Source organism: Haloferax sp. Atlit-109R (assembly GCF_003665865.1).
Classification (GTDB): Archaea; Halobacteriota; Halobacteria; order Halobacteriales; family Haloferacaceae; genus Haloferax; species Haloferax volcanii.
In genome coordinates this window covers 208,923-231,479 of the sequence record NZ_QPLO01000002.1, presented here as the reverse complement: position 1 = coordinate 231,479, position 22,557 = coordinate 208,923, and the positions used below count along the sequence as shown (strand labels likewise).

Genomic DNA, 22,557 nt, shown 5'->3' with positions numbered 1-22,557 from the left:
TCCGATGTTCGCGACAAACATAGGTAATGAACGATGGTGTCGGCACAATGAGACTCCTCGTCGCCGCTGACTCGGGCGTCGCGGCGGCGGTCACCGAGGCCGTCCGTCGGCGGCTACCACGGGTCGACATCGACGAGGTTCGAACCGCGGCTGCGGGGCTGGCACTGCTCGACGACGCCGATGCCGACGCCGGTTTCGACTGCGTCGTCTCGGCGGACGACGTGGGAGCGACCGACGCGCTCGAGTTCCTCGCCGCGGTTCGGAAGCGAGACGCCGCGCTGCCGTTTCTCGTCGTCGCCGGCGGGGACTGCGAGGTGACGGCGAGCGACGCCCTCGACGCCGGCGTCACCGACTACGTCCGGGTCCGAGGGCCGGAGGGGTACGACGAGGTGGCCGCCCGAGTCGAGCGGGCGGTCGCGGCGTCCGGCCGGCGACCGGTCGACCCGTCGCTCGTCTACGAACGCGTCTTCGAACAGATACTCGAGGGGGCGTGCCTGTACGACCGCGATGGGCGGTTCATACTCGTGAGCGACTTCCTCGCCGGACTCTACGGGGCGACGCCCGCCGAACTCGAAGGCGAGCGGAGCCGCCTCGTCGAGACGATTCGCGAGGAACGCCCGGGCGACCCGTATCAGCGACTCTTGGACGGCGAGACAGACTCCCTCGAAGGGGAGACCGAACTCGTCACGCCGGACGGCGAATCGCGGATACTGAGCTATCGCTTCGCGCCGCTTCGGATGGCCGGTGAGGTCGTCGGCGTCATCGGCGTATCGAGGGACGTCACCGAACGACAGGAGCGAGAGCAGAAACTGAAGCGCGCCCGCGAGGAGTACCAGGAGCTCATCGACGGGATGAACGACACCGTCTGGGTCATCGACATCGACAGCCACATCCTCGCGGTGAACGAGACCGCGGTGGAGCTGCTGGGCTACTCGCGGGACGAACTCCTCTCGATGACGGTCCACGACATCGACGCGGGACTCAGCGACGACGAGGCGTCGGCGCTCGTCACCCAGATGCCGACCGACGGGACGCAGGTGTTCGAAACGGTCCACCGGGCGAAAGACGGTCGAGAGATACCCGTCGAAATCAGTTCGAGCCTCGTGACCTACCGGGGGGAGACGGTCGTGTTGAGCGTCGCCCGCGACATCACGACGCGGAAGCGCTACGAAGCGGAGCTCCGCGAACAGAATCGCCTCCTCGAAACGCAGCGCGACGAGCTCGGGGTCCTGAATCAGGTCGTCCGCCACGACGTTCGCAACGACCTGCAGTTAGTGACCGCCTACGCGGAACTGCTCGCTGAGTACGTCGACGACGGCGACGCGCGGGAGTACGTCGAAATCGTCCGGAGGCGCGCGAACCACGCGGTCGAACTGACGAAGACGGCCCGCGACATGGCCGAGATGATGAGCACCCGAGGGGTCGAGACCAAGCCGGTTCCCCTCCGGGGGGTGCTGGACGCGGAGCTCGCGTCGGTCCGCGACATGGCACCGGACGCGAACGTGGCGGTCGACGGCGAGGTGCCCCCGGTCACGGTGCTCGCCGACGACATGCTCGGCTCCGTCTTCCGAAATCTCCTGATGAACGCCATCCAGCACACCGACGAAGACGAGCCGACTGTCGACGTGTCCGTCACGCACGCCGAGCGCGAAGACCGCGTCGTCGTCCGCGTCGCCGACGACGGCCGCGGCGTCCCGGACGAGCGGAAAGACGCCATCTTCGCCAAGGACGAAAAGGGGCTGGAGAGTCGGGGGACCGGACTCGGACTGTACCTCGTGCAGTCGCTCGTCGAGAAGTACGGCGGCGACGTGTGGGTCGAGGACAACGACCCCAGCGGCTCCGTCTTCGCGGTCGAACTCCGACTCGTCGACGGCGGTCAGTCCGACTCGGACCAGTCGTCCCCGACGCGGTCGTAACCCATCATCTGGCTCCCCTCGTGTTCGGTGAAGACGACCTTCTGGTTCGACTCCGGCACGCCGAACCGCTCGGTGACGGCCTCGATGACCGCGAGGGCGAGGTCGCGCTTCCGGTCCGCCGTCCGGCCCGCCCGGATGTCGGCCTGCAAGACGACGGTCTTGTCTCCGGTCGCCCGGCCGAGGTGAATCGCCCGGGCCTCGCGGACGCTGACGGCGGCGTAGTCGGTGTCGGCGTCCATCCGTTCGGCGTACAACTCGGCCATCTCGGTCGCGAACTGGTCCGCCTCGCGCGCCGTGACCTCGAAGTCGAGGTCGAACTGGAGATGCGGCATCTGCGTGTGCGTCCGATACGCCCGCGGCGCAAAAGAACCCCCGTGGGAGGCGTCGAGACGTGCGGCGAGTCGCGGCTTACAGGTCCGCCACGTCTTCGATGGCGTCGGTCAGCGCCTTGATGGACTCCACGTCGTGTTCGCCCATGTGGCCGATGCGGAACGTCTTCTCCCCGAGCGCGGAGCCGTAGCCGTTCGAGAACGCCATGTCGTACTCCTCGTTGACCTTCTCGATAGTGGCGGCGACGTCGATGCCCTGCGTGTTCTCGATGCAGGCGACGGTCTGGGACTCGTAGCCCTCCTCGGGGAACATGTCGAAGTGCTCGTAGGCCCACTCGCGGGTGTACTCGGCCATCTCGCGGTGGCGCTTGTCGCGGCCCTCGTGGCCCTCTTCGAGCATGTGTTTCATCTGCTTGCGATACGCGAGCATGATGGGAATCGCGGGCGTCGAGTGGGTCTGGCCCTTGCGGTCGTAGTAGTCGAGGGTGCGCTGGAAACCGCCGTACCACGACGCGGAGTCCTTCGACAGTTCGCGCTCGTAGGCCTCGTCGCTGACGGTGCAGATGGCCAGCCCCGGGGGCATGGCGAACGCCTTCTGCGACGAGGCGAAGATGACGTCGATGTTGTGCTCGTCGATGTCGACGTAGTCGCCGCCGAGGGCTGACACCGCGTCGACGACGAAGTAGGTGTCGGGGTACTCGGCGACCACGTCACCGATTTCCTCGATGGGGTTGCGGACGCCGGTCGAACTCTCGTTCATCACGGTGGCGACCACGTCGTACTGCTTGTCGCTGGATTCCAGCGCCTCGCGGATGTCCTCGGGCTTGATGGCCTGCCCCCACTCGTACTCGATGCGGTCGACGTTCTTGCCGAGGCGCTCCGCGACGTTGGCGTGGCGCTCGCTGAAGCTCCCGCAGGTCGGCACGAGGATGTTCTCGTCGACGAGGTTGAGCGTCGACGACTCCCAGATTTCGGTGCCCGACCCCGTGAGAATCATCACGTCGTTGTCCGTGCCGAGGAACTCCTTCGTATCCTCGACGATGGTCGTATAGAGGTCGGTCATGCGGTCCATGCGGTGGCCGAACATCGGCTGGCACATCTCCGCGATGACGTCCTCGCGCACCTCGGTCGGACCGGGGATGTACAGCGTCTTGTCCTGATAGTCGTCCGTGTATTCGCGTTTTTCCGTCACGTCATCCACCTGAATACGGGTCACTGCGTCGTGGGCGATGATGGTACTTGTGATTGCGACACTCGTCGCAGTTGCTCAGGCGGTGTTAACACGGGACAATACGGGCCGGCAGACGACGGATGGACGGATGGAGAACCCCCGCGGAGCGCGGCGGGTCCGCGCTCAGTCGTCGGCTTCGGCCGACTCGGCCCGCGGGACCGTCACGTCGGTCAGGCCGGCTTCTATCTGCTCGCGCCGACCTTCGAACTCGCCGGGGAGGACGAGGCGGCCGCCGAGGTCGTCGAGGGGTTCGTCGGCGGTGTAGCCCGGGTCGCTCGTGGCGAGTTCGAACAGGACGCCGCCGAACTCGCGGAAGTAGACCGACCGGAACCAGTGGCGGTTGATTTGGGCGGTCGGGCGCAGGCCCTTCGACTGGACGGCCTTGCGCATCGCCTCTTGGTCCTCGTCGGTCGGCGTCTGGAAGGCGACGTGGTGGACCGTGCCGAGGCCCTGTCGGCTGCTCTCGATGGTCGGCAGCACGTCCACGTACTTCCCGACGCTCCCGGTCGCGGCGAACCGCGTCCGCTCGTCGCCGGGGGTGTCGCCCTGCGCCTCCTCGGTGCCGACGCGCTCGAAGCCCATCGTTTCGAGGAGGTCTTCGGTGGGCTGGGGGTCGGCCAGCCAGAGCGTCACGGAGTGGAAGCCGCGAATCGCAACGTCTTCTGGGACGAACTCGGTCCACGGGACGGTCGGGTCGTCGCCGGGAATCTCGACTTCGACCAGTTCGACCGGGAGACCGTCGGGGTCGCTGAAGGGGAGGACCGTTTCACCGAATCGCTCGACTCGGTCGTCGTAGTCGACGCCGTACTCGTCGAATCGGTCCTCCCAGTAGTCGAGGCTCCCCTCGGGCACGCGGAACGCGGTCCGCGAGACCTGCCCGGTGCCGACCTTCCCGCGCGAGAGGTTCTCCCACGGGAAGAACGTCATGCTCGTGCCGGGCGTCCCCTCCGCGTCCGTGAAGAAGAAGTGGTACGTGCTGGGGTCGTCCTGATTGATGGAGCGCTTGGCGAGGCGGAGTCCGAGCGTCTCGACCCAGAAGTCGAGGTTCTCCTGCGGGTCGCCCGCGATGCAGGTGACGTGGTGGATGCCGGGTGTCGGCGTGGGTTTTGCCATAGGCGGTCCTACGGGCCGCAAGGACTTGAGTATCCGCTGACGCGAGTGTTACCGGGTCGCGGCGGCGTCATCGCCGCTCGCACGGACCCGGCAGTCGAATCGGTGAGACACACGTTTTTGACCATCGACGGTGACGTTCGACGTATGCAGACACGCGCACTCGGCGACACCGGCCACGAGAGTACCATCGCGACGTTCGGCGCTATCGCGCTCAACTGGCTCGAACAGGAGGGCGCGAACCAGATGGTCGAACACGTCCTCTCGAAGGGCGTCAACCACTTCGACGTGGCCCCGACCTACGGCGACGCGGAGCTCAAACTGGGGCCGAAGCTCCGCCAGCACCGCGAGGACATCTTCCTCGGCTGTAAGACCCAAGAGCGGAGCTACGAGGGCGCGAAACGGAAACTCGACCGCTCGTTCGACCGCCTCGGCGTCGACTACATCGACCTCTATCAGGTCCACGGCCTCGAATACGAGTCCGAACTGGACGAAATCACCGCCGACGACGGCGCGCTCGCGGCCTTCCGCGAGGCGAAAGACGAGGGGAAAATCGGCCACATCGGCCTGACGAGCCACGGGAATCCCGGACTCATCCGCGATGCCATCGACCGCATCGACGACCTCGAAACCCTGATGTTCCCGCTGAACCCCGTCGTCGTCGGCAAGGGCGACGACGAACACGACTACGAGGGCGTCTTCGAGGCGGCCGAAGAGGCCGGCATCGGCACGCTCGGCATCAAGGCGTTCGCCCGCGGCCCGTGGCCCGACACCGACGAACTGCCCGAGGCCGACCGACCGTTCCCCAACTGGTACGAGCCGGTCGACACCCCGAACGAAATCGCGGAGCGGTTCGACTTCGCGGCCGCGCAGGGCCTCACGAGCGTCGTCACGCCGGGCGACCCGAAGCTCGTTGCGATGGTTCTCGACGCCGCGACGCGGTACAACGGCATGGACGAGACGGCCCAGCGGTCGCTCGTCGAGCGCCTCCGCCACGACGAGAGCCCGGTGCCGGAGCAACTGCACCACTAGCGAGGCGAGACGACTCCCGCCTCGGATTCCATCCGCCGCAAATGGACGTTCCAACGACCGTCACGGCCGCCCTCGACGACCGGCCGGTCCGGGGCGCGGTCTGTCTGGAGGCCGGCGCGGGGACCGGCAACGCCACCGCCGGACTCCTCGACGCGGGCGCAAAACAGGTCTACGCCGTCACCAACGACCCCGAGCACGCGACAATCGTCCGCGACCGCGTGGCCCCGTCGCCGACGGACCGAGCGAGGACCGCAGTGCTGGAGGCGGATGTTCGAAGCCTCCCGCTCGCAGACGATTCGATCGGTATCGTCACCGCTCACGGGCTGTTCAACCTCGTCGGTCCAGCGTCGGTCGCCGCCGTCGCGCGCGAGCTGACGCGGGTCGCCGCGCCCGGCTGTCACCTCGTCGTCGACGACTACGAACCGCTCCCCGACGACGCCGCGATTCGGGAGCTGTTCGCGCTCGAAAACGCGGCGAGCCAGTTGGCCCGCGGGCGACCCGCGCTGACGTTCTATCCGGCCGACGCGCTCGGGGCGCTCTTTTCGGGACACGGCTGGCGCTTCGACCGCGAACTGACCCTGCTCGACCCGGTCCCGTGGTCCGAAAGCCACGTCGAGGCGCACGCGTCGGTGGCGAAGTCGCTGGCGGCGGAGGTCCCCGGCGAGATGGGCGGGTGGCTCGCGGGCGAGGCTGACCGCGTCGCCGACGCGGTCGAATCGGAGTCCGCGGGCGAGATGTACAGCGTGGCGATGCGGCTGTCCGACTCGCGGACGGACGCGACAGAGTAGGCGCGGCCGCTACTCCTCGCGGTCGAACGTCACGGCGTCGAACCAGCCGTCGACGACGCCCTTGAGCGCGCCCGTGGTACTGCCGAGATTGATGAGCTGATAGCCGTTTTCCGCCTTCTCGTTCACGTCGTCCATGCCGAAGCCGAGGCCGCCGACGGGGACGCCCGCATCGACCGCGGCCGAGCGGATGCGCTCGACCGCCTCCTGCACGTCCGGGTGGTCTATCTCGCCGGGGTGGCCGAGCGCCACCGAGAGGTCGAACGGCCCGATGAAGACGAAGCCCAGTTCGGGCACGTCGAGAATCGCGTCGAGGTCCGCAAGCGACTCGGCGGTCTCGATGGTCACGCCGACGAGCGTCTCGCGGTCCTCACCTGCGACGTAGTCGTCTGCGAGTCCCCAGCGGCGGGCGCGCGGCGACGCGAGGCCGCGGTCGCCGGGACCGTCGCCGTAGGTAAAGCGGGCCGACCGAACCGCCTTGCGCACCTCCTCGGCCGACTCAACGCGCGGGAGGAAGACGTTCCTGACGCCGAGGTCGAGGGCCTTCCGGACGAACTCGGGGTCGGTCGTCGGGAGCCGAACCAGCGGCTCGATGCCGGTTCGTTCCGCCGCGCGGAGGAGGTCTTCCATCGCGCCCGAGTCGAGCGGGCTGGGGCCGCCGTGTTCGAGGTCGAGCCACACGAAGTCGAGACCGAGTTCGCCGTAGAACTCCACGAGCGTCGGGCAGTAGGCGTTGTCGAGGACGCCGAGCGCGACGCCGCCGGCCTCGATTCGGGCGCGGAGCGCGTTCGATGATGGTGTCGCTACCATGTTCGTGATACGACACGTAGCCAGAAAAGGGGCGTGGCGAGCGTCGGAGAGCCGCGTCGCCGGTCGTTGGTCGCCGGTCGTCTCTTACGACTCGTCGGGCGTCCAGCCGTCGCCGACGCCGACGAGGTGGTTCACGCTCCCCGCGCCCTCGCCCACGTCGGCGGGTTCAGCGAGGGTCGCACGCGTGAACTCGATGCCGTGCCGGACCGCGTCTGTGAGGTCGTCGCCGCGGGCGAGGCGGGCGGCGACGGCGCTCGAAAGCGTACAGCCCGACCCGTGAGTCGCCGCCGCGTCGATGCGCGGGTTGACGAACGTCGTCGTCTCACTCGGTGTGACGAGCGTGTCGACCACGGTGTCGCCGTCGGTGGCGACGTGGCCGCCCTTCAGGAGCACGGCGTCGGCACCCCGCTCGAAGAACCAGTCGGCCGCGTCCGAGACGGCCGCCGGGGAGTCGGGAAACACGCCCGTCAGCGCCTCGGCCTCGTCGGCGTTCGGGGTCGCGAGCGTCGCCTGCGCGAACAGGGCGTCGTAGGCGTCGACGGCGTCCTCGGCCAGCAGTCGGTCGCCGGAGGTGGCGACCATCACGGGGTCGAGGACGACCGGGCCGTCGTAGTCGACGAGGCAGCCGGCGACCGTCTCGACGGCCGAGGCCGTCGCCAGCATCCCGATTTTTACGGCGGCGATGTCGAAGTCGTCGGCGACGGCCTCGTACTGGGCGCGAATCGACTCGGTCGGGAGGACGTGCGACCCCTCGACGCCGCGGGTGTTCTGGGCGGTCGCGGCCACGATGACCGACCCGCCGTAGACGCCGAGTCGGGTCATCGTCTTCAGGTCGGCCTGGATACCCGCGCCGCCGCCGGAGTCGCTGGAGGCGATGGTGAGGGCGTACGGCGGCGTCTGCGGGTCGGGCGCGGTTCCCGGCATCTACCGCACCTCGATGCGGTCGATTCGGTCGGCGATGTCTGGCGTCGAGGCGTCCGCGAGTCCCGCGACCGCGTCGAGGAAGGCGATTTTGTAGCTCGCCGGGCCGCGGTAGTCCCCGAACGCGCCCTCGGCGGCGAGTTCGCCCGCGAGTCCGTACGCCGCGGTCCCGGAGAGCACCGCCGCAAGCGGGTCGTCGAGGGCGGCCCCGAACACGGCGAGCGTCGCGCCGAGCATACAGCCGGTGCCGACGACCGCGCCCATCATCGAGTGGCCGGTGTCGACCTCGAAAGCTGCCTCCTCGGTGGCGACGATGTCGGTCTCGCCGGAGGCGACGACGACCGCGCCGGTCTTCCGGGCGCACTCGACGGCCGCGGCGGCGATTTCGGCGTACTCCCCGACCGACTCGACGCCGCGGACCTCGGCGTCGTCGCCGGCGAGCGCGGAGATTTCGCCGTAGTTGCCGTTGAGCACGTCCACGTCGAGGTCGGTGACGAGGCGGTCCGCGACCCGGTCGCGCGTCGGGGTCGCGCCGACGCCCACGGGGTCGACGACGAGGGGAACGCCGTGGTCGTTCGCGGCTCGGCCGGCGGTCAGCATCGTCGCCTCGCCCGACTCGCTCACGGTCCCCATGTTGAGCAGACAGCCGTCCGCAATTCCGACCATGTCGCCGACCTCGCGCTCGTCGTCGGACATGACCGGCAGGCCGCCCCAGTAGAGCGTGACGTTCGCCACGTCGTTGACCGTCACGTCGTTCGTGACCGAGTTGATGAGCGGTTGTTCGCCCGCGACGGCGGCGAGCGCTTCGTCCAGCGCCACGTCGGGGACGCCGCCCGCACCGGTCGCGTCGTCCGACCCGCCCGACCCACCCGCGCCGTCCGAGCCGTCGCGTCCGCTCATCGGCGGTTCCTCCCGGCTGCGACCGAATCAGCGAGGTGGCGGGTCGCGTCGGCGGGGTCGTCAGCGGCGGTGATGGCCGACACGACCGCGACGCCGTCGGCTCCGGCGGCGACCACGTCGGCGGCGTTGTCGGGCGTGACGCCGCCGATACCGACGAACGGAGTCGAGACGGCGTCCGCGATGGCGGAGACGCGCTCGGTCCCGATTTCGGACTGCTCCGGGTTCGTCTCCTTCGTGTCGGTGGCGAACACCGCGCCGACGCCGAGGTAGTCCGCGCCGGCCTCCTCGGCGGCTCTCGCACCCGCGACGGTCGAGACCGACCGGCCGACGATTGCGCCCTCGCCGAGCTGTTCGCGCGCGACCGAGACGGGCACGTCGTCGTCGCCGAGGTGGACGCCGTCGGCGTCGATTGCGGCCGCGATGTCGACCCGGTCGTTGACGACGAGCGGGACGCCCGCGTCGGCCGTCACGGCGCGAAGCTCGCGGCCGACCTCGTAGCGGTCGCGGGCGCTCGCGTGCTTCTCCCTGAGTTGCACGACATCGATGCCGCCGTCGACCGCGGCCCGCACCACGTCCGGCGTCGACCGCCCGCCGGAGCGGTCCGACTGCGTGACCAGATAGGTTCCCATCGAAGTATTCATGAGTTGTATTTTGGAGTGATGCGGCGACGGGCAAAATAGTTCCTCCTCCGGGCGTCGTCCGGCCGGATTCCCGGCGGCTGAGAGCTGTCGACCGCCGTTATGGTGTGAGCGAGCCAACAGGTGCGCGGTGAGCTGTATGGGGACGATACTCGTCGCGTACGGGAGCAAGGAGGGACAGACCGAGAAGATAGCCGGGCGCATCGCGGTGGCGCTGGCGGCCCACGGACACGACGTGCGGACCGAGTCGGTCACCGACGACGCCGCCGCCGAGGCGCTCGTCGACGCCGACGCGGTGCTCGTCGGGTCGTCGGTTCACCTCGGCGCGCACTCGAAGTCGGTGTACGGGTTCGTCCGCGAGCACCGCGACGACATCGAGACGCGGCCCAACGGCTTCTTCCAGGTGTCGCTGTCGTCGGCGCTCGACGACGCGGACGCCCGCGCCGAAGTCGCGACGTACATCGACGAGTTCGTCGAAGAGAGCGGCTGGCACCCCGAGCGGATGGCCGCGTTCGGCGGGGCGCTTCGGTACTCCGAGTACGGCTTTCTCACCCGGCTGGTGATGAAGCGCATCGCCGCGGACGCGACCGGCGACACGGACGCCTCGCGGGACTACGAGTACACCGACTGGGACGAAGTCGAGTCGTTCGCCGCCGACTTCGTCGAGTACGTGGAGTCGACGGCGGGCACCGCCGCGGGAGGTGCGGCGGTCTGAGCGGGCGGGCTGACCCACCGCGAACGACTACCGCTTCGGGCAAACGTGGCGAGCCACACACAGGTTTTTGCTATCCTGCACGATTATAGATGATAATGTCTGGTGACGGCCCTTCACGGGCGACACGAATCACGGCGGAGACGGACGGCGAGAGACGGGGGGACTTCCAACGATTTCAGGAGTCGCGCGACTACGACGTGGCGGACGTGGCCGAACACGCCGACCTCGCCGCCGACCTCCGGGACGTCGTCTCCGGCGAGGTGCGATTCGACGAGTACGCGCAGGTGTTGTACGCGACCGACGGCTCGATTTACCGGGCGCGCCCGGCGGGCGTGGTCATCCCCCGCGACGAAGACGACGTGCGCGCCGCGGTGCGGACGGCGGCCGAACACGACGTGCCCGTGCTCCCGCGCGGGGCGGGGTCGTCGCTGGCGGGACAGACCGTCGGCCCCGGCTGTGTCGTCGTCGACTGCTCGAAGTACATGGACGAAATCGTCCGCGTGGACCCCGACGCGCGGCGGGCGCGGGTCCAACCCGGCGTGGTGCAGGACGACCTCGACGACCGCCTCGCGGACCACGGCCTGAAGTTCGCGCCGGACCCCGCCTCCTCGAACCGAGCGACCGTGGGCGGCGGCATCGGCAACAACTCCACGGGCGCGCACTCGGTCCGCTACGGCATCACTGACGCTTACACCGAGGAGTTGCGGGTCGTCCTCGCGGACGGGTCGGTCGTCCACACCCGCGACGTGGTCGTCGGGAGCGACGAGTGGGACCGCATCGTCGGCAAGGACGACCGCGAGGCCGACCTCTACCGGACCGTTCTCGGCCTCGTCGAGGACCACGAAGAGGAAATCGAGCGGCGGTATCCGAGTCTCAAGCGGTCGGTGTCGGGCTACAACCTCCACAAGGTCGTCTCCGAGACCGACGACGGCGAGACGGTCGTCAACCTCTCGAAGCTGTTCGTCGGCGCGGAGGGCACTCTCGGCGTCGTCGTCGAGGCCACCGTGTCGCTCGTGACGGTCCCCGAGGAGACGGCGCTCGTCCTCTACGCCTACGACGACCTCGTGGAAGCGATGGCGGCGGTCCCCGACGCGCTCGACTTCGACGCCAGCGCGGTCGAACTCATGGACGACGAGGTGTTGCGGATGGCCGCCGAGTCCAGCGAGTACGCCCAGTACGTCGAGGCGATTCCCGACGGGACGGCGGCGACGCTGATGCTGGAGTTCGACTCCGAACTCCACGACGACTTCGAGGCCGTGATTCGTGAGGCGAACGACCACTTCCTGCGGGACGGCGACGGCGAGGCGGCGACGGACGACAAGTCGGCGGTGGGCGACGAATCGGCGGCGGGTGACGCCACCGACGGCGGCGACGGCGGCGCGTTCGAAGCCATCGAGGCGTACACGCCCGCGGCGCAGGCCGACCTCTGGAAGCTCCGCAAGGCGGCGATACCGCTTCTCATGTCGTTGCCGGGCGACCCGAAACCCTACCCGTTCATCGAGGATGCGAGCGTCCCGCCCGAGGAGTTGGCCGAGTACGTCCAGTCGTTCGAAGACGTGTTAGAGGACCACGGCACGTCGGCCGTGTACTTCGCCCACGCCGGCGCGGGGACGCTCCACATCCGCCCCATCCTGAATCTGAAAGACGGCGAGGGCATCGAGACGATGCGCGCCATCACCGACGACGTGACCGACCTCGTGTTGGACCACCGCGGGGCCTTTTCGGGCGAGCACGGCGACGGAATGGCCCGGACCGAGTGGAACCCCAAGATGTACGGTCCGGAACTCTGGGGCGCGTTCAAGGAGCTGAAGACCGCCTTCGACCCCGAGTGGCGCATGAACCCCGGCAACGTCGTCTACCGCGACGGCCCCGACGATCTCGGGCCGGACAGCGACCGCGGCGTCGGCGCGGACATGCGCGAGAACCTCCGGTACGGCGCGGCCTACCGGTCCATCGAGCCAGCGACGACGCTCGACTTCTCGGACGAGAACGGATTCTCGCACCTCGTCGAACTCTGTAACGGCTGCGGTACCTGCCGGCAGACCGGGTCGGAGACGATGTGTCCGACCTACCGCGCCTCGAAGGACGAAGCCGAGACGACCCGCGGGCGGGCGAACATGCTCCGCGCGGCCATCTCAGGCGACCTCTCGGACGACGAGATCCACTCCGACCGCTTCCAAGAGGAGGTGCTCGGCCTCTGCGTCGGCTGTAAGGGCTGTCAGAACGACTGTCCGACCGGCGTCGACTTGGCGAAGCTCAAAGCCGAGGTGAAACACGCCCACCACGCCGAGGCGGGCGCGTCGCTCCGCGAGCGCCTGTTCGCCAACATCGACCGGCTGGCCGGCGTCGGCAGCGCGCTCGCGCCCGTCTCGAACTGGGCGGCCGAACTCCCGGGCGCGCGGGCCGCGATGGAGCGACTCGCGGGCGTCGCCGCCGACCGGGCGCTCCCCTCGTTCACCCGCGACACGCTCGAATCGTGGATGGACGGGCGACGGCCCCGCGTCCCGGCGAGAGAGGCCGACCACCGCGTCCTCCTGTTTCCCGACACCTACACGAACTACGTCACGCCCGAAATCGGGAAGGCCGCGGTTCGCGTGCTGGAGGCCGCCGGCGTCCACGTCCGCCTCGCGGAGGGCGTCGGACCGAGCGGCCGGGCCGCCTACTCCGGCGGCTTCCTCGACCTCGCTCGACGGCGCGCGGGTCACAACGTCGAGACGCTCCGCCCGTCGGTGGAAACCGGCTGGTCGGTCGTCTTCGTCGAGCCCTCGGACGCGGTGATGTTCCAAGACGAGTACGCCGACCTCCTGCCGGACGACGCGGTCGCCCCGGTCGCCGCGGCCGCCTCCGGCGTCATGGAGTTCCTCGACGCCCACCGGCTGGACGAGAACCTCCCGATTCGCGGGCGCTCGGCCGACGGCGACGACGCGGCCGGACCCGTCGCCTCCGCGGTCGCTGACGGCGGTACGCTCGGGTCCCTCACCTACCACGGCCACTGCAACCAGAAGGCGATGAACAAGGACCACCACGCGGTGGGCGTCCTCCGGCGGGTCGGCTACGAGGTCGACCCGCTGGATTCGAGCTGCTGCGGCATGGCCGGGAGCTTCGGCTACGAGGCCGAACACTACGACCTCTCGAAGGCAATGGGAGACATCCTGTTCGAGCAGGTCGACGACAGTCAGGGAGACGAGGTGGTCGCTCCCGGCGCGTCGTGTCGGACGCAACTCGAAGACAGGGACGACGCGGCGCGGCGACCCCCGCACCCGATAGAGAAGGTCGCGCAGGCGCTGTCGGGCTGAGCGGGCGCGCGTCGGCGCGGTCGTCGGGTTCCCGCGGGTCGGGACGGTATCCGTCTCGCGGCGTTCCGCAATCACATCCCTTTTGCCGGTTTGCGTGGCAGGTGAAGGCAGACCATGTCCGATGCACCCGATGTCGGCGAACTCACCCCGCCGAATCGCACGCTGATGGGCCCCGGCCCGAGCGACGTTCACCCGCGCGTCCTCCGCGCGATGTCCACGCCGCTCGTCGGCCACCTCGACCCGTCGTTTATCGAGGTCATGAACGAGGTGCAGGAGCTCATGCGCTACACGTTCCGCACCGACAACAAGTGGACGATTCCGGTCTCGGGGACCGGGTCGGCGTCGATGGAGGCGGCCATCGGCAACCTCGTCGAACCGGGTGACACGATGCTCGTCCCGACGAACGGCTACTTCGGCGGGCGCATGGAGTCGATGGCCGAGCGCGCCGGCGGCGAGGTCGTCCACGTCGACGCGCCGTGGGGCGAGCCGCTCGACTCCGCGGACGTACAGGACGCCTTCGACGAGCACCAGCCGGACGTGTTCGGGTTCGTCCACGCCGAGACCTCGACGGGCGTGAAACAGCCGAGCGTCCCCGAACTGACGAGCATCGCCCACGACCACGACGCGCTCGTCGTCGCCGACACCGTCACCTCGCTCGGCGGGGTCGAACTCGAAGTCGACGACTGGGGCATCGACGTGGCCTACTCCGGCCCGCAGAAGTGCCTGTCGTGCCCGCCGGGCGCGAGCCCGCTGACGCTCAACGACCGCGCGATGGACAAGGTGCTCTCGCGGGAGGAGCCGCCCCGCTCGTGGTATCTCGACCTGTCGCTGTTGGAGGGCTACTGGGGCGACGACCGCTCGTACCACCACACCGCGCCCATCACCAACGTCTACGCCATCCGCGAGGCGCTCCGACTGGTCGCGGAGGAGGGCATCGAGGAGCGGTGGGCGCGCCACCGCCGGGTCGCGGGCGCGCTGAAAGCCGGCGTCGAGGCGATGGGCCTCGGTCTCAACCCCGAAGACGAGTACTGGCTGCCGAGCCTCAACGCGGTGCTCGTCCCCGACGGCGTGGACGCCGGCGCGGCAATCGACTACGTGCTCGACCACTACGACCTCGAAATCGCCGGCGGCCTCGGCGCGCTCGCGGGCGACATCTTCCGCGTCGGCTGCATGGGCCACTCGGCGCGGCCGGAGAACGTCTCGTTCCTCCTGACCGCCCTCGGTGAGGCGCTCGAAGCGCAGGGCGCGGACGTGGACCCCGAAGCCGGCTTCGCCGCCATGCGCGAAGCGCTGAACCAGTAACGGCTCCGAACCGGCGGCAATTCGCCGTGAACCGCGTCGAAACTCAGCGAAACCGACGCAAAACGCCCGCCACGGTGTCCGCTTTTCATGAGCATCGACCCGCGAGTGGCGACCGGAGCGACTCACCATGAACCGACGCAGACTCTCCCTCGTCGGCGTCTTGCTCGCCGTCCTCGTCACGACCGCGGGCGTCGCCGCCGCCGCACCGAACGACACCGCGCGCGAATCGTCCCCCGCGTCCGAGGCCGGCCAGCGGGGGCCGCCCGGCGAACTCCCCGACCCGGTCCCCGAGTTCGTCTCAGGCGTCCACGACCTCGTGAGCGACTTCCTGAGCGGGGCCCTCGACGGGTCGCTCGGGGGCTCGCTGAGCGACCGCGCGAACGACGTTTCGGGTGCGTAACTAAGTGTGACCCGACGCTATCGAGCGACGTGGCAGATGACAGCCGCCCAATATGAGGTCCCAACTCAGTTATGAGACGCACAGTTTTCGTCGCCGCGACAGTGCTGGCCCTGCTCACGGCCGGTGTCGCCGCCGCGTTCCTGGCGGGAGTCGGACCGTTCGCTGACACGACCTCCGCCGACGGCTCCGACGGAGCGTTCCCCACGCAGACGACCGCGTCGCCCGACGGCGGCGGGGGGGACAGCAGTGACACCGGCGGGAACGACACCGGGAGCAACGACAGCGATGGCGACGGCGATAGCGGCGACGGTGACGCGACCGAGACCCAATCGAGGCCGCCGTTCGGCGTCGTCGTCGACGACATCGAGGAGTGCGGACAGACCTGCCGCGACGTGACGAGCACGATAACGAACCAACAGGACACCGATAGCTCCGGCGTCACCGTGTACAGTCGTATCTTCGTCGGCAACGACACCGACCCGGACGACGAGGTCTGGCGCGGGACCCAAGCGGTCGGTGACCTCGCGGCCGGCGAGTCGTACACGACGACGAAGCGCGTCGAACTGTCGTACTCGGAGGCGTTCGCGGTCCAGCAGGCGGACGGCTGGATTACGGTCCAGACGACCATCGAGACGGACAACCGGACGCTGACGTACACTGAACAGCGCGACGTGGCGTAGTCGGAGAGGCCGCGGCGCGGGACTGAGCGACGAACTCACCCGCCGTCCCCGTCGCGCGATAGTCTTCGGTCACTGGTGGGCCGGCCGTCACGCTTCCGACTGACACCGTGACTGTGGTTCGCGTCTGAAACGACCGATAGCAGTTTTACTTGACAGGTGAAATTATTATTTAGACATGGCAAATACAAGCGTTTGCGTATGTGAAGAACTGAGGTGTCGGTAGGGGATGCGCCCCTCGCTCCGCGAACTGCTCTCGTATCTCGGCCCCGGTTTTATCATCAGCGTCGCCTACATGGACCCCGGTAACTGGGCGACAAACATCTCGGGCGGCGCGAAGTTCGGCCCCGCCCTGCTGTGGGTCATCGTCCTCGCCAGCGTCATGGCGATGGGGATTCAGGTGCTCGCCGCCAAACTCGGCATCGCCACCGGGAAGGGCGTGGCACAGCTCTGCCGGGAGCGCTTTTCGGGGCCCGTCGTCGTGCTCCTGTGGGCCGCCGCGGAACTGGCGATGGTCGCCACCGACATGGCCGAAATCATCGGGGCCGCCATCGGGTTCAGCCTCGTTTTCTCCCTGCCGCTGTGGGCCGGAGCCGTCCTCGCGGCGGTGAGCTCGTTCGCCCTGCTCGGCGTTCGGACCGCACACAAACGGGGGTTCCGCTGGGTCGAACTCACCATCATGTCGCTCGTCGGCGTCATCGCCCTCGCGTTCGTCTTCGAGATGGCGCTGGCGAGACCGACCGCTTCGACCGTCGCCTCCGGCCTCGTCCCGACCGTCCCGAACGCCTCGGCGCTGTACGTCGCCATCGGCATCCTCGGCGCGACCGTGATGCCGCACAGCGTCTATCTCCACCCGTACATCGTACAGGACCGCCGCGACCGGCTCATCGAGTCCGACGGCGACACCGAGGCCGTCCACCGCCGCCACTTCCGGCTGGAGCGCCTCGATACCGTCGTCGCGCTCTTCGGCGCGATGTTCGTGAACGCCGCGATGCTCATCGTCGCCGCCGCCGCGCTTCAGGGGACGGGCATCGAGACGCTCGAAGAGGCGTACGTCACCCTCAGCGGCGTCTTCGGGGCGAACGCGAGCCTCGCGTTCGGCGTCGCGCTCATCGCCGCCGGGCTCTCGTCGTCGCTCGTGGCGACGATGGCCGGCCAGACCGTCATGGACGGCTTTCTGGACCTCGACATCAACGTCTGGCTCCGGCGGTCGGTCACGCTCGTGCCGAGTCTCCTCATCGTCGCCGCGGGCTTCGACCCCACGTCGGTGCTCGTCGCCTCGCAGGTCGCGCTGAGCTTCGAGCTCCCGTTCGTCCTGATTCCGCTCCTCTGGTTCACCCACGAGGCGTCGCTGATGGGAAACTTCCGCAACCGGGCGACCACGACCGGCGTCCTCGGCGTCGCCATCGCCGTTATCGTGGCCCTGAACGGCTGGCTCCTGTACTCGACGCTCCTCGGGTGACCGGGCGGGGCGGCCGAACGTCGGATTAGCTCCGCGACTGTCCGGAGGACCGGACGGCCGCCGACAGCCCGCCCCACCGCTTCCGCAACGACTTTTCGCGCCGGCCGCAAAGCCGGGGTATGAACATCGAGGTTCGCGAACTGGCCGACCTCGGCACCGACGCCCGCCGCGCCTTCTTCGAGCGGGACGCCGGCGTCGGGGAGGTCCAGTCCGACGTGCGCGACATCGTCGAGCGCGTCCGCCGAGAGGGCGACGTTGCGGTCCGGGAGTTCTCAAACGAGTTCGACGGCGTCCAGGTCGGCAACATCGACGTGACCGACGCCGCCGAGCGCGCCTACGACGAACTCGACGACGACGTGCGCGAGGCCATCGAGGCCGCCGCGGCGAACGTCCGCGCGTTCCACGAAAAACAGGTCCCCGCTGACTGGCGCGAGGAGTTCGGTGACGACGGCACCCGCGAACTCGGGCGTCGCTACCGGCCGCTCGACCGGGTGGGCGTCTACGCCCCCGGCGGCACCGCCGCCTACCCGTCGAGCGTCCTGATGGGCGTCATCCCCGCGAAGGTCGCGGGCGTCGAACACGTCGCGGTCGCCACGCCGCCCGCGGAGCCGATGAACCCCGTCACGCTCGCCGCGATGCACGCCGCGGGCGCGGACGCGGTCTACTCGGTCGGCGGCGCGCAGGGCATCGCCGCGCTCGCCTACGGTACGGAGACGGTGAAAGCCGTCCAGAAGGTCGTCGGCCCGGGCAACAAGTGGGTCACCGCGGCGAAGGCCGAGGTCCGCGGCGACGTTGACATCGACTTCCTCGCCGGCCCCTCCGAGGTACTCGTCGTGGCCGACGAGACGGCCGAGGCGCGGTTCGTCGCCGCCGACCTCGTCGCGCAGGCCGAACACGACCCGAACGCGTCGGTCGTCGCCGTCACCGACGACGCCGACCTCGCCGCCGATGTCGTCGCGGAGGTCGAGCGACAGGCGGGCGAGCGCGAGCGCGCGGAGACCATCGAGGCTGCGCTCGAAGGCGACGCGTCGGGCGTCCTCCTCGCGCGGTCGATGTCCGAGGCGGTGCTGTTCGCCGAGGAGTACGCCGCCGAGCACCTGACGATTCAGGCCGACGACGACGAGGCGCTGTTGGACCGCATCGACTCCGCGGGGAGCGTCTTCCTCGGGCCGTACACGCCCGTCGCGGCCGGCGACTACGCCTCCGGGACGAACCACGTCCTCCCGACCGGCGGCGGCGCGAAGCGACAGGGCGGCCTCTCGGTGGACCACTTCGTCCGCTCGACGACGGTCCAGCGCCTCGACCGCGACGGGCTGTCGGAGCTTTCCGAGACGATTACGACGCTCGCGGAGGCGGAGGGCCTCGACGCCCACGCCCAGAGCGTCCGCGAGCGGTTCGAAGAGTGAACTGAGGCGTTCCACCGGGTAGCCACAGCCTACCGGGACGGCGCGCGAAGTTCCGCCTGCGCCACAGTTATCCGTTCCCACAGTATAGTGGGACGTATGAGCACGGAATCCGCGAGTGGCGGCGGCGATGTGGCGGTCACGGTCACGCCCGCGGCCGCGGACGAAGCCGTCTCCCTCCTCGAAGGGGAGTCGATGGACACCGACGTGGCCGGACTCCGGCTGTTCGTCCAGCAGGGCGGCTGCGCCGGACTGTCCTACGGGATGCGCTTCGACAACGAACCGGAAGACGACGACACAGTCGTCGAACAGCACGGCCTCCGCGTGTTCGTCGACCCCGCGAGCATGAACTACATCGGCGGTTCGACCCTCGACTTCGAGGGCGGCCTGCAAGGCGCGGGCTTCCACGTCAACAACCCGAACGCCGAGAGCAGCTGCGGCTGCGGCGAGTCGTTCCGGACGTAGGGACCAATTTCTTAAGCCACCCGCGCGCGAATCGGTGGCATGGCCGAACTCCAGACCCAGACCGTATCGAGCGGTAAGACCGTCTTCGTCGCCACCGACGAGCCCGAACGCGGCTCGAAGGGACCGTTCTACGTCGTCTATTCGACCGAGGACGCCGAGAACCGATGGGGCTATCTCTGCGGCAACTGCGACTCGTTCGACACCGCGATGGACACGATGGCCCGCATCGAGTGCAACAACTGCGGGAACGTCCGCAAACCCGAGGAGTGGGACGCCGCTCACGAGTAGCCGGGCGTCTCGGCGCGACCGTTCGTCAATTATTGGTATGGTATAGCGTGACAATCTTTATCAGGAGTGCGGGTGTACGTAGACGTGCATGGCCCAGGCTTCGATGCCTCCTGTTCAGGAGGCTCGGTCGATATTCGGCCGGCTCGGCTACTCCGTCTCGGGGGACGGACCCGATATGCTGGCCGAACGCAAGTGGCGTACGGTCCACGTGACCGCACTGAGTTCGCGCGAAGCGACCGAATGCCGTCCGGTGCTCGCAGACGGCGGCACCGAGACACCGTATCGGTTCCGCTGCTTCGTGACGTGGGACGACCACATCAGCGCGCTTCGAGAGCGGCTTCGCGGTATCGACCTTCCATACGAGTGGGCAATCATCGGCGTGTCGAACGGTGGTGGGAACGACTACGAGGTCGTTCACGGCACGAACACGTAATCGAAACGGGGCGGTTTCGCCCAAACGTTTTCTCAGCCCGTCGCTAACGGACGAGCATGTCGCAGGCCGCACAGACGGAGTTGGCGCGATTCGTCCGGAGCAGACGGCTCAACGCGGCGCTCGCGTGGCTGTTCGTCGGCTTCCTCGTCGCCGTCGCCGTCGGGAGCGTCGTCACCGGCGGCGACCTCGTCTGGGGCGGGTTCGCGGCCGTCGTGGCCGCGGTCACCGTCGTCCCGGCCGTCGCCTTCCGCGAACCGCGAGCGATGCTGCCGTGGGAGGTCGTCGCGCTCGCCTCGTTCCCGCTCGTGGCCCGCGTCCTCGTTCGGGGCCAGACCATCGGCGGCGTGACGTTCACCGGGCGCGTGTCGACGTATCTCGCGGTGGCCGCCATCGCGCTCATCGTCGCCGTCGAACTCGACGTGTTCACGCCGGTCCGGATGAACCACTCCTTCGCCGTCTTCTTCGTCGTCATCGCCACGATGGCCGCCGCGGGCGTCTGGGCGGTCGTCCAGTGGCTCTCGGACCTCTACCTCGGGACGCGCCTGCTGTTGAACGGGCGGCCCGAGCACGTCGTCGAGGCGGGGCTGATGTGGGACTTCGTCGCCGCCACCGTCGCCGGACTCGTCGCCGGATTGCTGTTCGAGTACTACTTCCGCCGCCGGGCCGGGTCGCGCGAGCGACTCCCCGAAGAGGTGGCGGAGATGGCCGAGGAGTCGGAGGCGGCGGAGGTAGCCGGGCTGTCGGACGCGGCGGAGACGGACGGCGATTCCCGCGCGCCGGAGGGAGGTGAGTCGCCGTGAAGATTCGCTCGCACCTCCGTATCGACGAGCGACGGCAGTCCCAACTCTCGCGGGCGATGCAGGTCGTCCTCGTCGGTCTCGTCTTCATCGGCCTCGACCGCGGGAACCTCGGCATCGTCGTCAACGCGCTCGTCGGTCTCGGCGTGACCTATCTGCCGGCGATACTCGAACGCGACTACCGCATCCCGATGGACGCCGGGCTGACGCTCTGGATATCCTCCGCGGCGTTCCTCCACGCGCTCGGGACGGTCGGCTTCCCCGGTTCGGAGACCAGTTTCTACGCGGGCGTCTGGTGGTGGGACCATCTCACGCACGCGCTGTCGTCGTCGGTCGTCGCGGCCGCCGGCTACGCGACCGTCCGCGCGGTCGACGAGCACACGGCGGACATCTACCTGCCGCCGCGGTTCATGTTCGTCTTCATCCTGCTTTTCGTCCTCGCGTTCGGCGTCTTCTGGGAGGTCATCGAGTTCGCCATCTCCGGGGTCGCCTCGCTCGCCGGCACCGCGTCGGTGCTGACGCAGTACGGTCTCGACGACACGCTCTTGGACCTCGTGTTCGACGCCGTCGGCGGCGTCATCGTCGCCGTCTGGGGGACCGCCCACCTCTCGGACGTGGTCGGCGCGTTGCAGCGGCGGTTCGAAACGGCGTCTCGCTGACACGAACCGGCGGGGACCAGGCCGTCAGAATCAGCCGACAGCAGGCGATTTCTCTCGAATCCCGATATACATTTGTACACGGACTGAGACGTTCACACCGATGTCGAGTTGGATCGGTGATGGAGACGAGGACGCCGCCGACGCGTTCGAGACGGTCGGCCGTCGCCGGCAGATTCTCCAAGCGCTCTCGACGGAGTCACTTTCGAAGGCCGAACTGGTCCGCACGCTCTCGGTCTCTCGGTCCACCGTCGACCGCGGCGTCGAGCGACTCGTCGGGCTCGGTCTCGTCGAGCGGTCGAACGGCAGGTTCGTCGCCACGAGCGCGGGTCGAGTCGCGCTGGAGACACACGACGAAGCGATTCGGGCGATGGCGAACGTGCTCGGCGCGGTACCCGTGCTCGACCACCTCCCCGAGTCGGTCGAGCCGCCGCCCTCGCTGTTCCGCGAGGCGGTCGTCTGTACCGGCGACCTCTCGGAGATGGAACGGCGCGCACCGCTCGATTTCGATATCAACGAGGTGACGGAGCTCGCCGGCTTCAACGGCCCGTTTCTGTTCAGTAACTGGCCCGAGGCGCGCGAGCAGCTCACCCGGCTCGGCGACAGCGTCACGCTCGTCCTCTCCGCGGAGTCGCTCGACTGGCTCTCGAACCGCTATCCCGACGACCTCGACGCCATGGTCGACGCCGGCGTCCGCGTGGCCGCGGTCGACGAGGACCCGACGTTCGGCGTCGTGGTCATGGACCGACCGACGACGGCCTCCGTCACGCTCGTCGTCTACGACCACATGGGCGCTCCGGAGGCGCTAGTCGTGAGCTACGAGCCCTCGGCCGTGGCGTGGGGTCGCAGACTCGTCGCGGCGCGCGCCGAGACCGCGCGCCCGTATCGGCCCGACGAGTGAGCCCGCGACAGCGCGATGCGAGATGACCCGCCCGCCCACCGCCGCCGAATCGGGGACGATTATTTGTGATAGTACGACGAAGGGTCCGAC

The 22,557-nt window shown here is 68.8% G+C and carries 23 protein-coding genes; 16 read left to right on the top strand and 7 right to left on the bottom strand.

Annotation, left to right across the window (positions count from 1 at the left end; all coding sequences use genetic code 11):
• Positions 1–47: 47 nt before the first annotated feature.
• Positions 48–1,916 carry a PAS domain S-box protein gene (locus DVK03_RS09810; protein ID WP_115803314.1) on the top strand — a complete coding sequence of 623 codons (1,869 nt, stop codon included), beginning with the start codon at positions 48–50 and terminating at the stop codon, positions 1,914–1,916.
• Here the strand turns inward: DVK03_RS09810 and DVK03_RS09805 are convergent.
• From DVK03_RS09805 to DVK03_RS09795, 3 genes are all read right to left on the bottom strand, one after another.
• Positions 1,877–2,248 carry a tautomerase family protein gene (locus DVK03_RS09805; RefSeq protein ID WP_004042795.1) on the bottom strand — a complete coding sequence of 124 codons (372 nt, stop codon included), beginning with the start codon at positions 2,246–2,248 and terminating at the stop codon, positions 1,877–1,879. The two genes, DVK03_RS09810 and DVK03_RS09805, sit on opposite strands and share 40 nt — an antisense overlap.
• Before the next feature lie 76 nt (positions 2,249–2,324).
• On the bottom strand, positions 2,325–3,437 hold the full coding sequence (locus DVK03_RS09800) for an alanine--glyoxylate aminotransferase family protein (RefSeq protein ID WP_115803313.1): 1,113 nt from the start codon (positions 3,435–3,437) through the stop codon (positions 2,325–2,327).
• A gap of 162 nt (positions 3,438–3,599) precedes the next feature.
• A complete protein-coding gene (locus DVK03_RS09795) occupies positions 3,600–4,589 on the bottom strand; it encodes a ring-cleaving dioxygenase (RefSeq protein ID WP_115802836.1) in 990 nt (329 codons plus the stop codon).
• A gap of 144 nt (positions 4,590–4,733) precedes the next feature.
• On the opposite strand from DVK03_RS09795, the gene DVK03_RS09790 reads away from it, so the two are divergent.
• Together DVK03_RS09790 and DVK03_RS09785 are read left to right on the top strand one after the other, a co-directional pair.
• Positions 4,734–5,618, top strand: a complete 885-nt coding sequence (locus DVK03_RS09790; protein WP_004062305.1) for an aldo/keto reductase — start codon at positions 4,734–4,736, stop codon at positions 5,616–5,618.
• A gap of 41 nt (positions 5,619–5,659) precedes the next feature.
• Positions 5,660–6,406, top strand: a complete 747-nt coding sequence (locus tag DVK03_RS09785) for a class I SAM-dependent methyltransferase (RefSeq protein ID WP_115802835.1) — start codon at positions 5,660–5,662, stop codon at positions 6,404–6,406.
• A 9-nt stretch (positions 6,407–6,415) separates the two neighbouring features.
• Here the strand turns inward: DVK03_RS09785 and DVK03_RS09780 are convergent, their stop codons facing one another.
• The 4 genes from DVK03_RS09780 to thiE form a co-directional block, all read right to left on the bottom strand.
• On the bottom strand, positions 6,416–7,213 hold the full coding sequence (locus tag DVK03_RS09780; protein WP_004042805.1) for an HpcH/HpaI aldolase/citrate lyase family protein: 798 nt from the start codon (positions 7,211–7,213) through the stop codon (positions 6,416–6,418).
• A gap of 84 nt (positions 7,214–7,297) precedes the next feature.
• A complete protein-coding gene (thiD, locus tag DVK03_RS09775) occupies positions 7,298–8,137 on the bottom strand; it encodes a bifunctional hydroxymethylpyrimidine kinase/phosphomethylpyrimidine kinase (RefSeq protein WP_115802834.1) in 840 nt (279 codons plus the stop codon).
• Entirely contained in the window at positions 8,138–9,034 is an 897-nt protein-coding gene (gene thiM, locus DVK03_RS09770; RefSeq protein WP_115802833.1) for a hydroxyethylthiazole kinase, read from the bottom strand.
• Positions 9,031–9,663: a thiamine phosphate synthase gene (gene thiE, locus DVK03_RS09765; protein ID WP_004062291.1), complete on the bottom strand. Its 633-nt coding sequence runs from the start codon at positions 9,661–9,663 to the stop codon at positions 9,031–9,033. Before thiE ends, thiM begins: the two co-directional genes overlap by 4 nt.
• Positions 9,664–9,811: 148 nt before the next feature.
• Between thiE and DVK03_RS09760 the strand changes: the two genes are divergently transcribed.
• From DVK03_RS09760 to DVK03_RS09700, 13 genes are all read left to right on the top strand, one after another.
• Positions 9,812–10,387, top strand: a complete 576-nt coding sequence (locus DVK03_RS09760) for a flavodoxin domain-containing protein (RefSeq protein ID WP_004062289.1) — start codon at positions 9,812–9,814, stop codon at positions 10,385–10,387.
• Positions 10,388–10,482: 95 nt separating this feature from the next.
• A complete protein-coding gene (locus DVK03_RS09755) occupies positions 10,483–13,683 on the top strand; it encodes an FAD-binding and (Fe-S)-binding domain-containing protein (protein ID WP_115802832.1) in 3,201 nt (1,066 codons plus the stop codon).
• 165 nt (positions 13,684–13,848) lie between these two features.
• Positions 13,849–14,985 carry an alanine--glyoxylate aminotransferase family protein gene (locus DVK03_RS09750; protein WP_004062285.1) on the top strand — a complete coding sequence of 379 codons (1,137 nt, stop codon included), beginning with the start codon at positions 13,849–13,851 and terminating at the stop codon, positions 14,983–14,985.
• A gap of 127 nt (positions 14,986–15,112) precedes the next feature.
• Positions 15,113–15,385, top strand: a complete 273-nt coding sequence (locus DVK03_RS09745; RefSeq protein ID WP_115802831.1) for a hypothetical protein — start codon at positions 15,113–15,115, stop codon at positions 15,383–15,385.
• Positions 15,386–15,456: 71 nt separating this feature from the next.
• Positions 15,457–16,065 carry a hypothetical protein gene (locus tag DVK03_RS09740; RefSeq protein WP_233509317.1) on the top strand — a complete coding sequence of 203 codons (609 nt, stop codon included), beginning with the start codon at positions 15,457–15,459 and terminating at the stop codon, positions 16,063–16,065.
• A 226-nt stretch (positions 16,066–16,291) separates the two neighbouring features.
• Complete coding sequence (locus DVK03_RS09735) at positions 16,292–17,524, top strand: Nramp family divalent metal transporter (protein WP_115802829.1); 1,233 nt, start codon at positions 16,292–16,294, stop codon at positions 17,522–17,524.
• Positions 17,525–17,649: 125 nt separating this feature from the next.
• The gene (hisD, locus tag DVK03_RS09730) at positions 17,650–18,930 is read left to right on the top strand and encodes a histidinol dehydrogenase (protein WP_369333263.1); all 1,281 of its coding nucleotides are present in this window, start codon (positions 17,650–17,652) and stop codon (positions 18,928–18,930) included.
• Positions 18,931–19,026: 96 nt separating this feature from the next.
• Positions 19,027–19,392, top strand: coding sequence for an iron-sulfur cluster assembly accessory protein (locus DVK03_RS09725; protein ID WP_004062279.1), 366 nt, complete (start codon positions 19,027–19,029; stop codon positions 19,390–19,392).
• A gap of 39 nt (positions 19,393–19,431) precedes the next feature.
• Positions 19,432–19,680 carry a DUF5816 domain-containing protein gene (locus tag DVK03_RS09720; protein WP_004042840.1) on the top strand — a complete coding sequence of 83 codons (249 nt, stop codon included), beginning with the start codon at positions 19,432–19,434 and terminating at the stop codon, positions 19,678–19,680.
• 88 nt (positions 19,681–19,768) lie between these two features.
• The gene (locus DVK03_RS09715) at positions 19,769–20,113 is read left to right on the top strand and encodes a hypothetical protein (protein WP_013035460.1); all 345 of its coding nucleotides are present in this window, start codon (positions 19,769–19,771) and stop codon (positions 20,111–20,113) included.
• A gap of 56 nt (positions 20,114–20,169) precedes the next feature.
• Positions 20,170–20,913, top strand: a complete 744-nt coding sequence (locus DVK03_RS09710; protein WP_004062278.1) for a hypothetical protein — start codon at positions 20,170–20,172, stop codon at positions 20,911–20,913.
• Positions 20,910–21,569: a hypothetical protein gene (locus tag DVK03_RS09705; protein ID WP_006601505.1), complete on the top strand. Its 660-nt coding sequence runs from the start codon at positions 20,910–20,912 to the stop codon at positions 21,567–21,569. The genes DVK03_RS09710 and DVK03_RS09705 overlap by 4 nt, the downstream gene beginning before the upstream one ends.
• Positions 21,570–21,669: 100 nt before the next feature.
• Positions 21,670–22,467 carry a winged helix-turn-helix domain-containing protein gene (locus DVK03_RS09700; protein ID WP_004042849.1) on the top strand — a complete coding sequence of 266 codons (798 nt, stop codon included), beginning with the start codon at positions 21,670–21,672 and terminating at the stop codon, positions 22,465–22,467.
• The last annotated feature ends 90 nt before the right edge of the window (positions 22,468–22,557 follow it).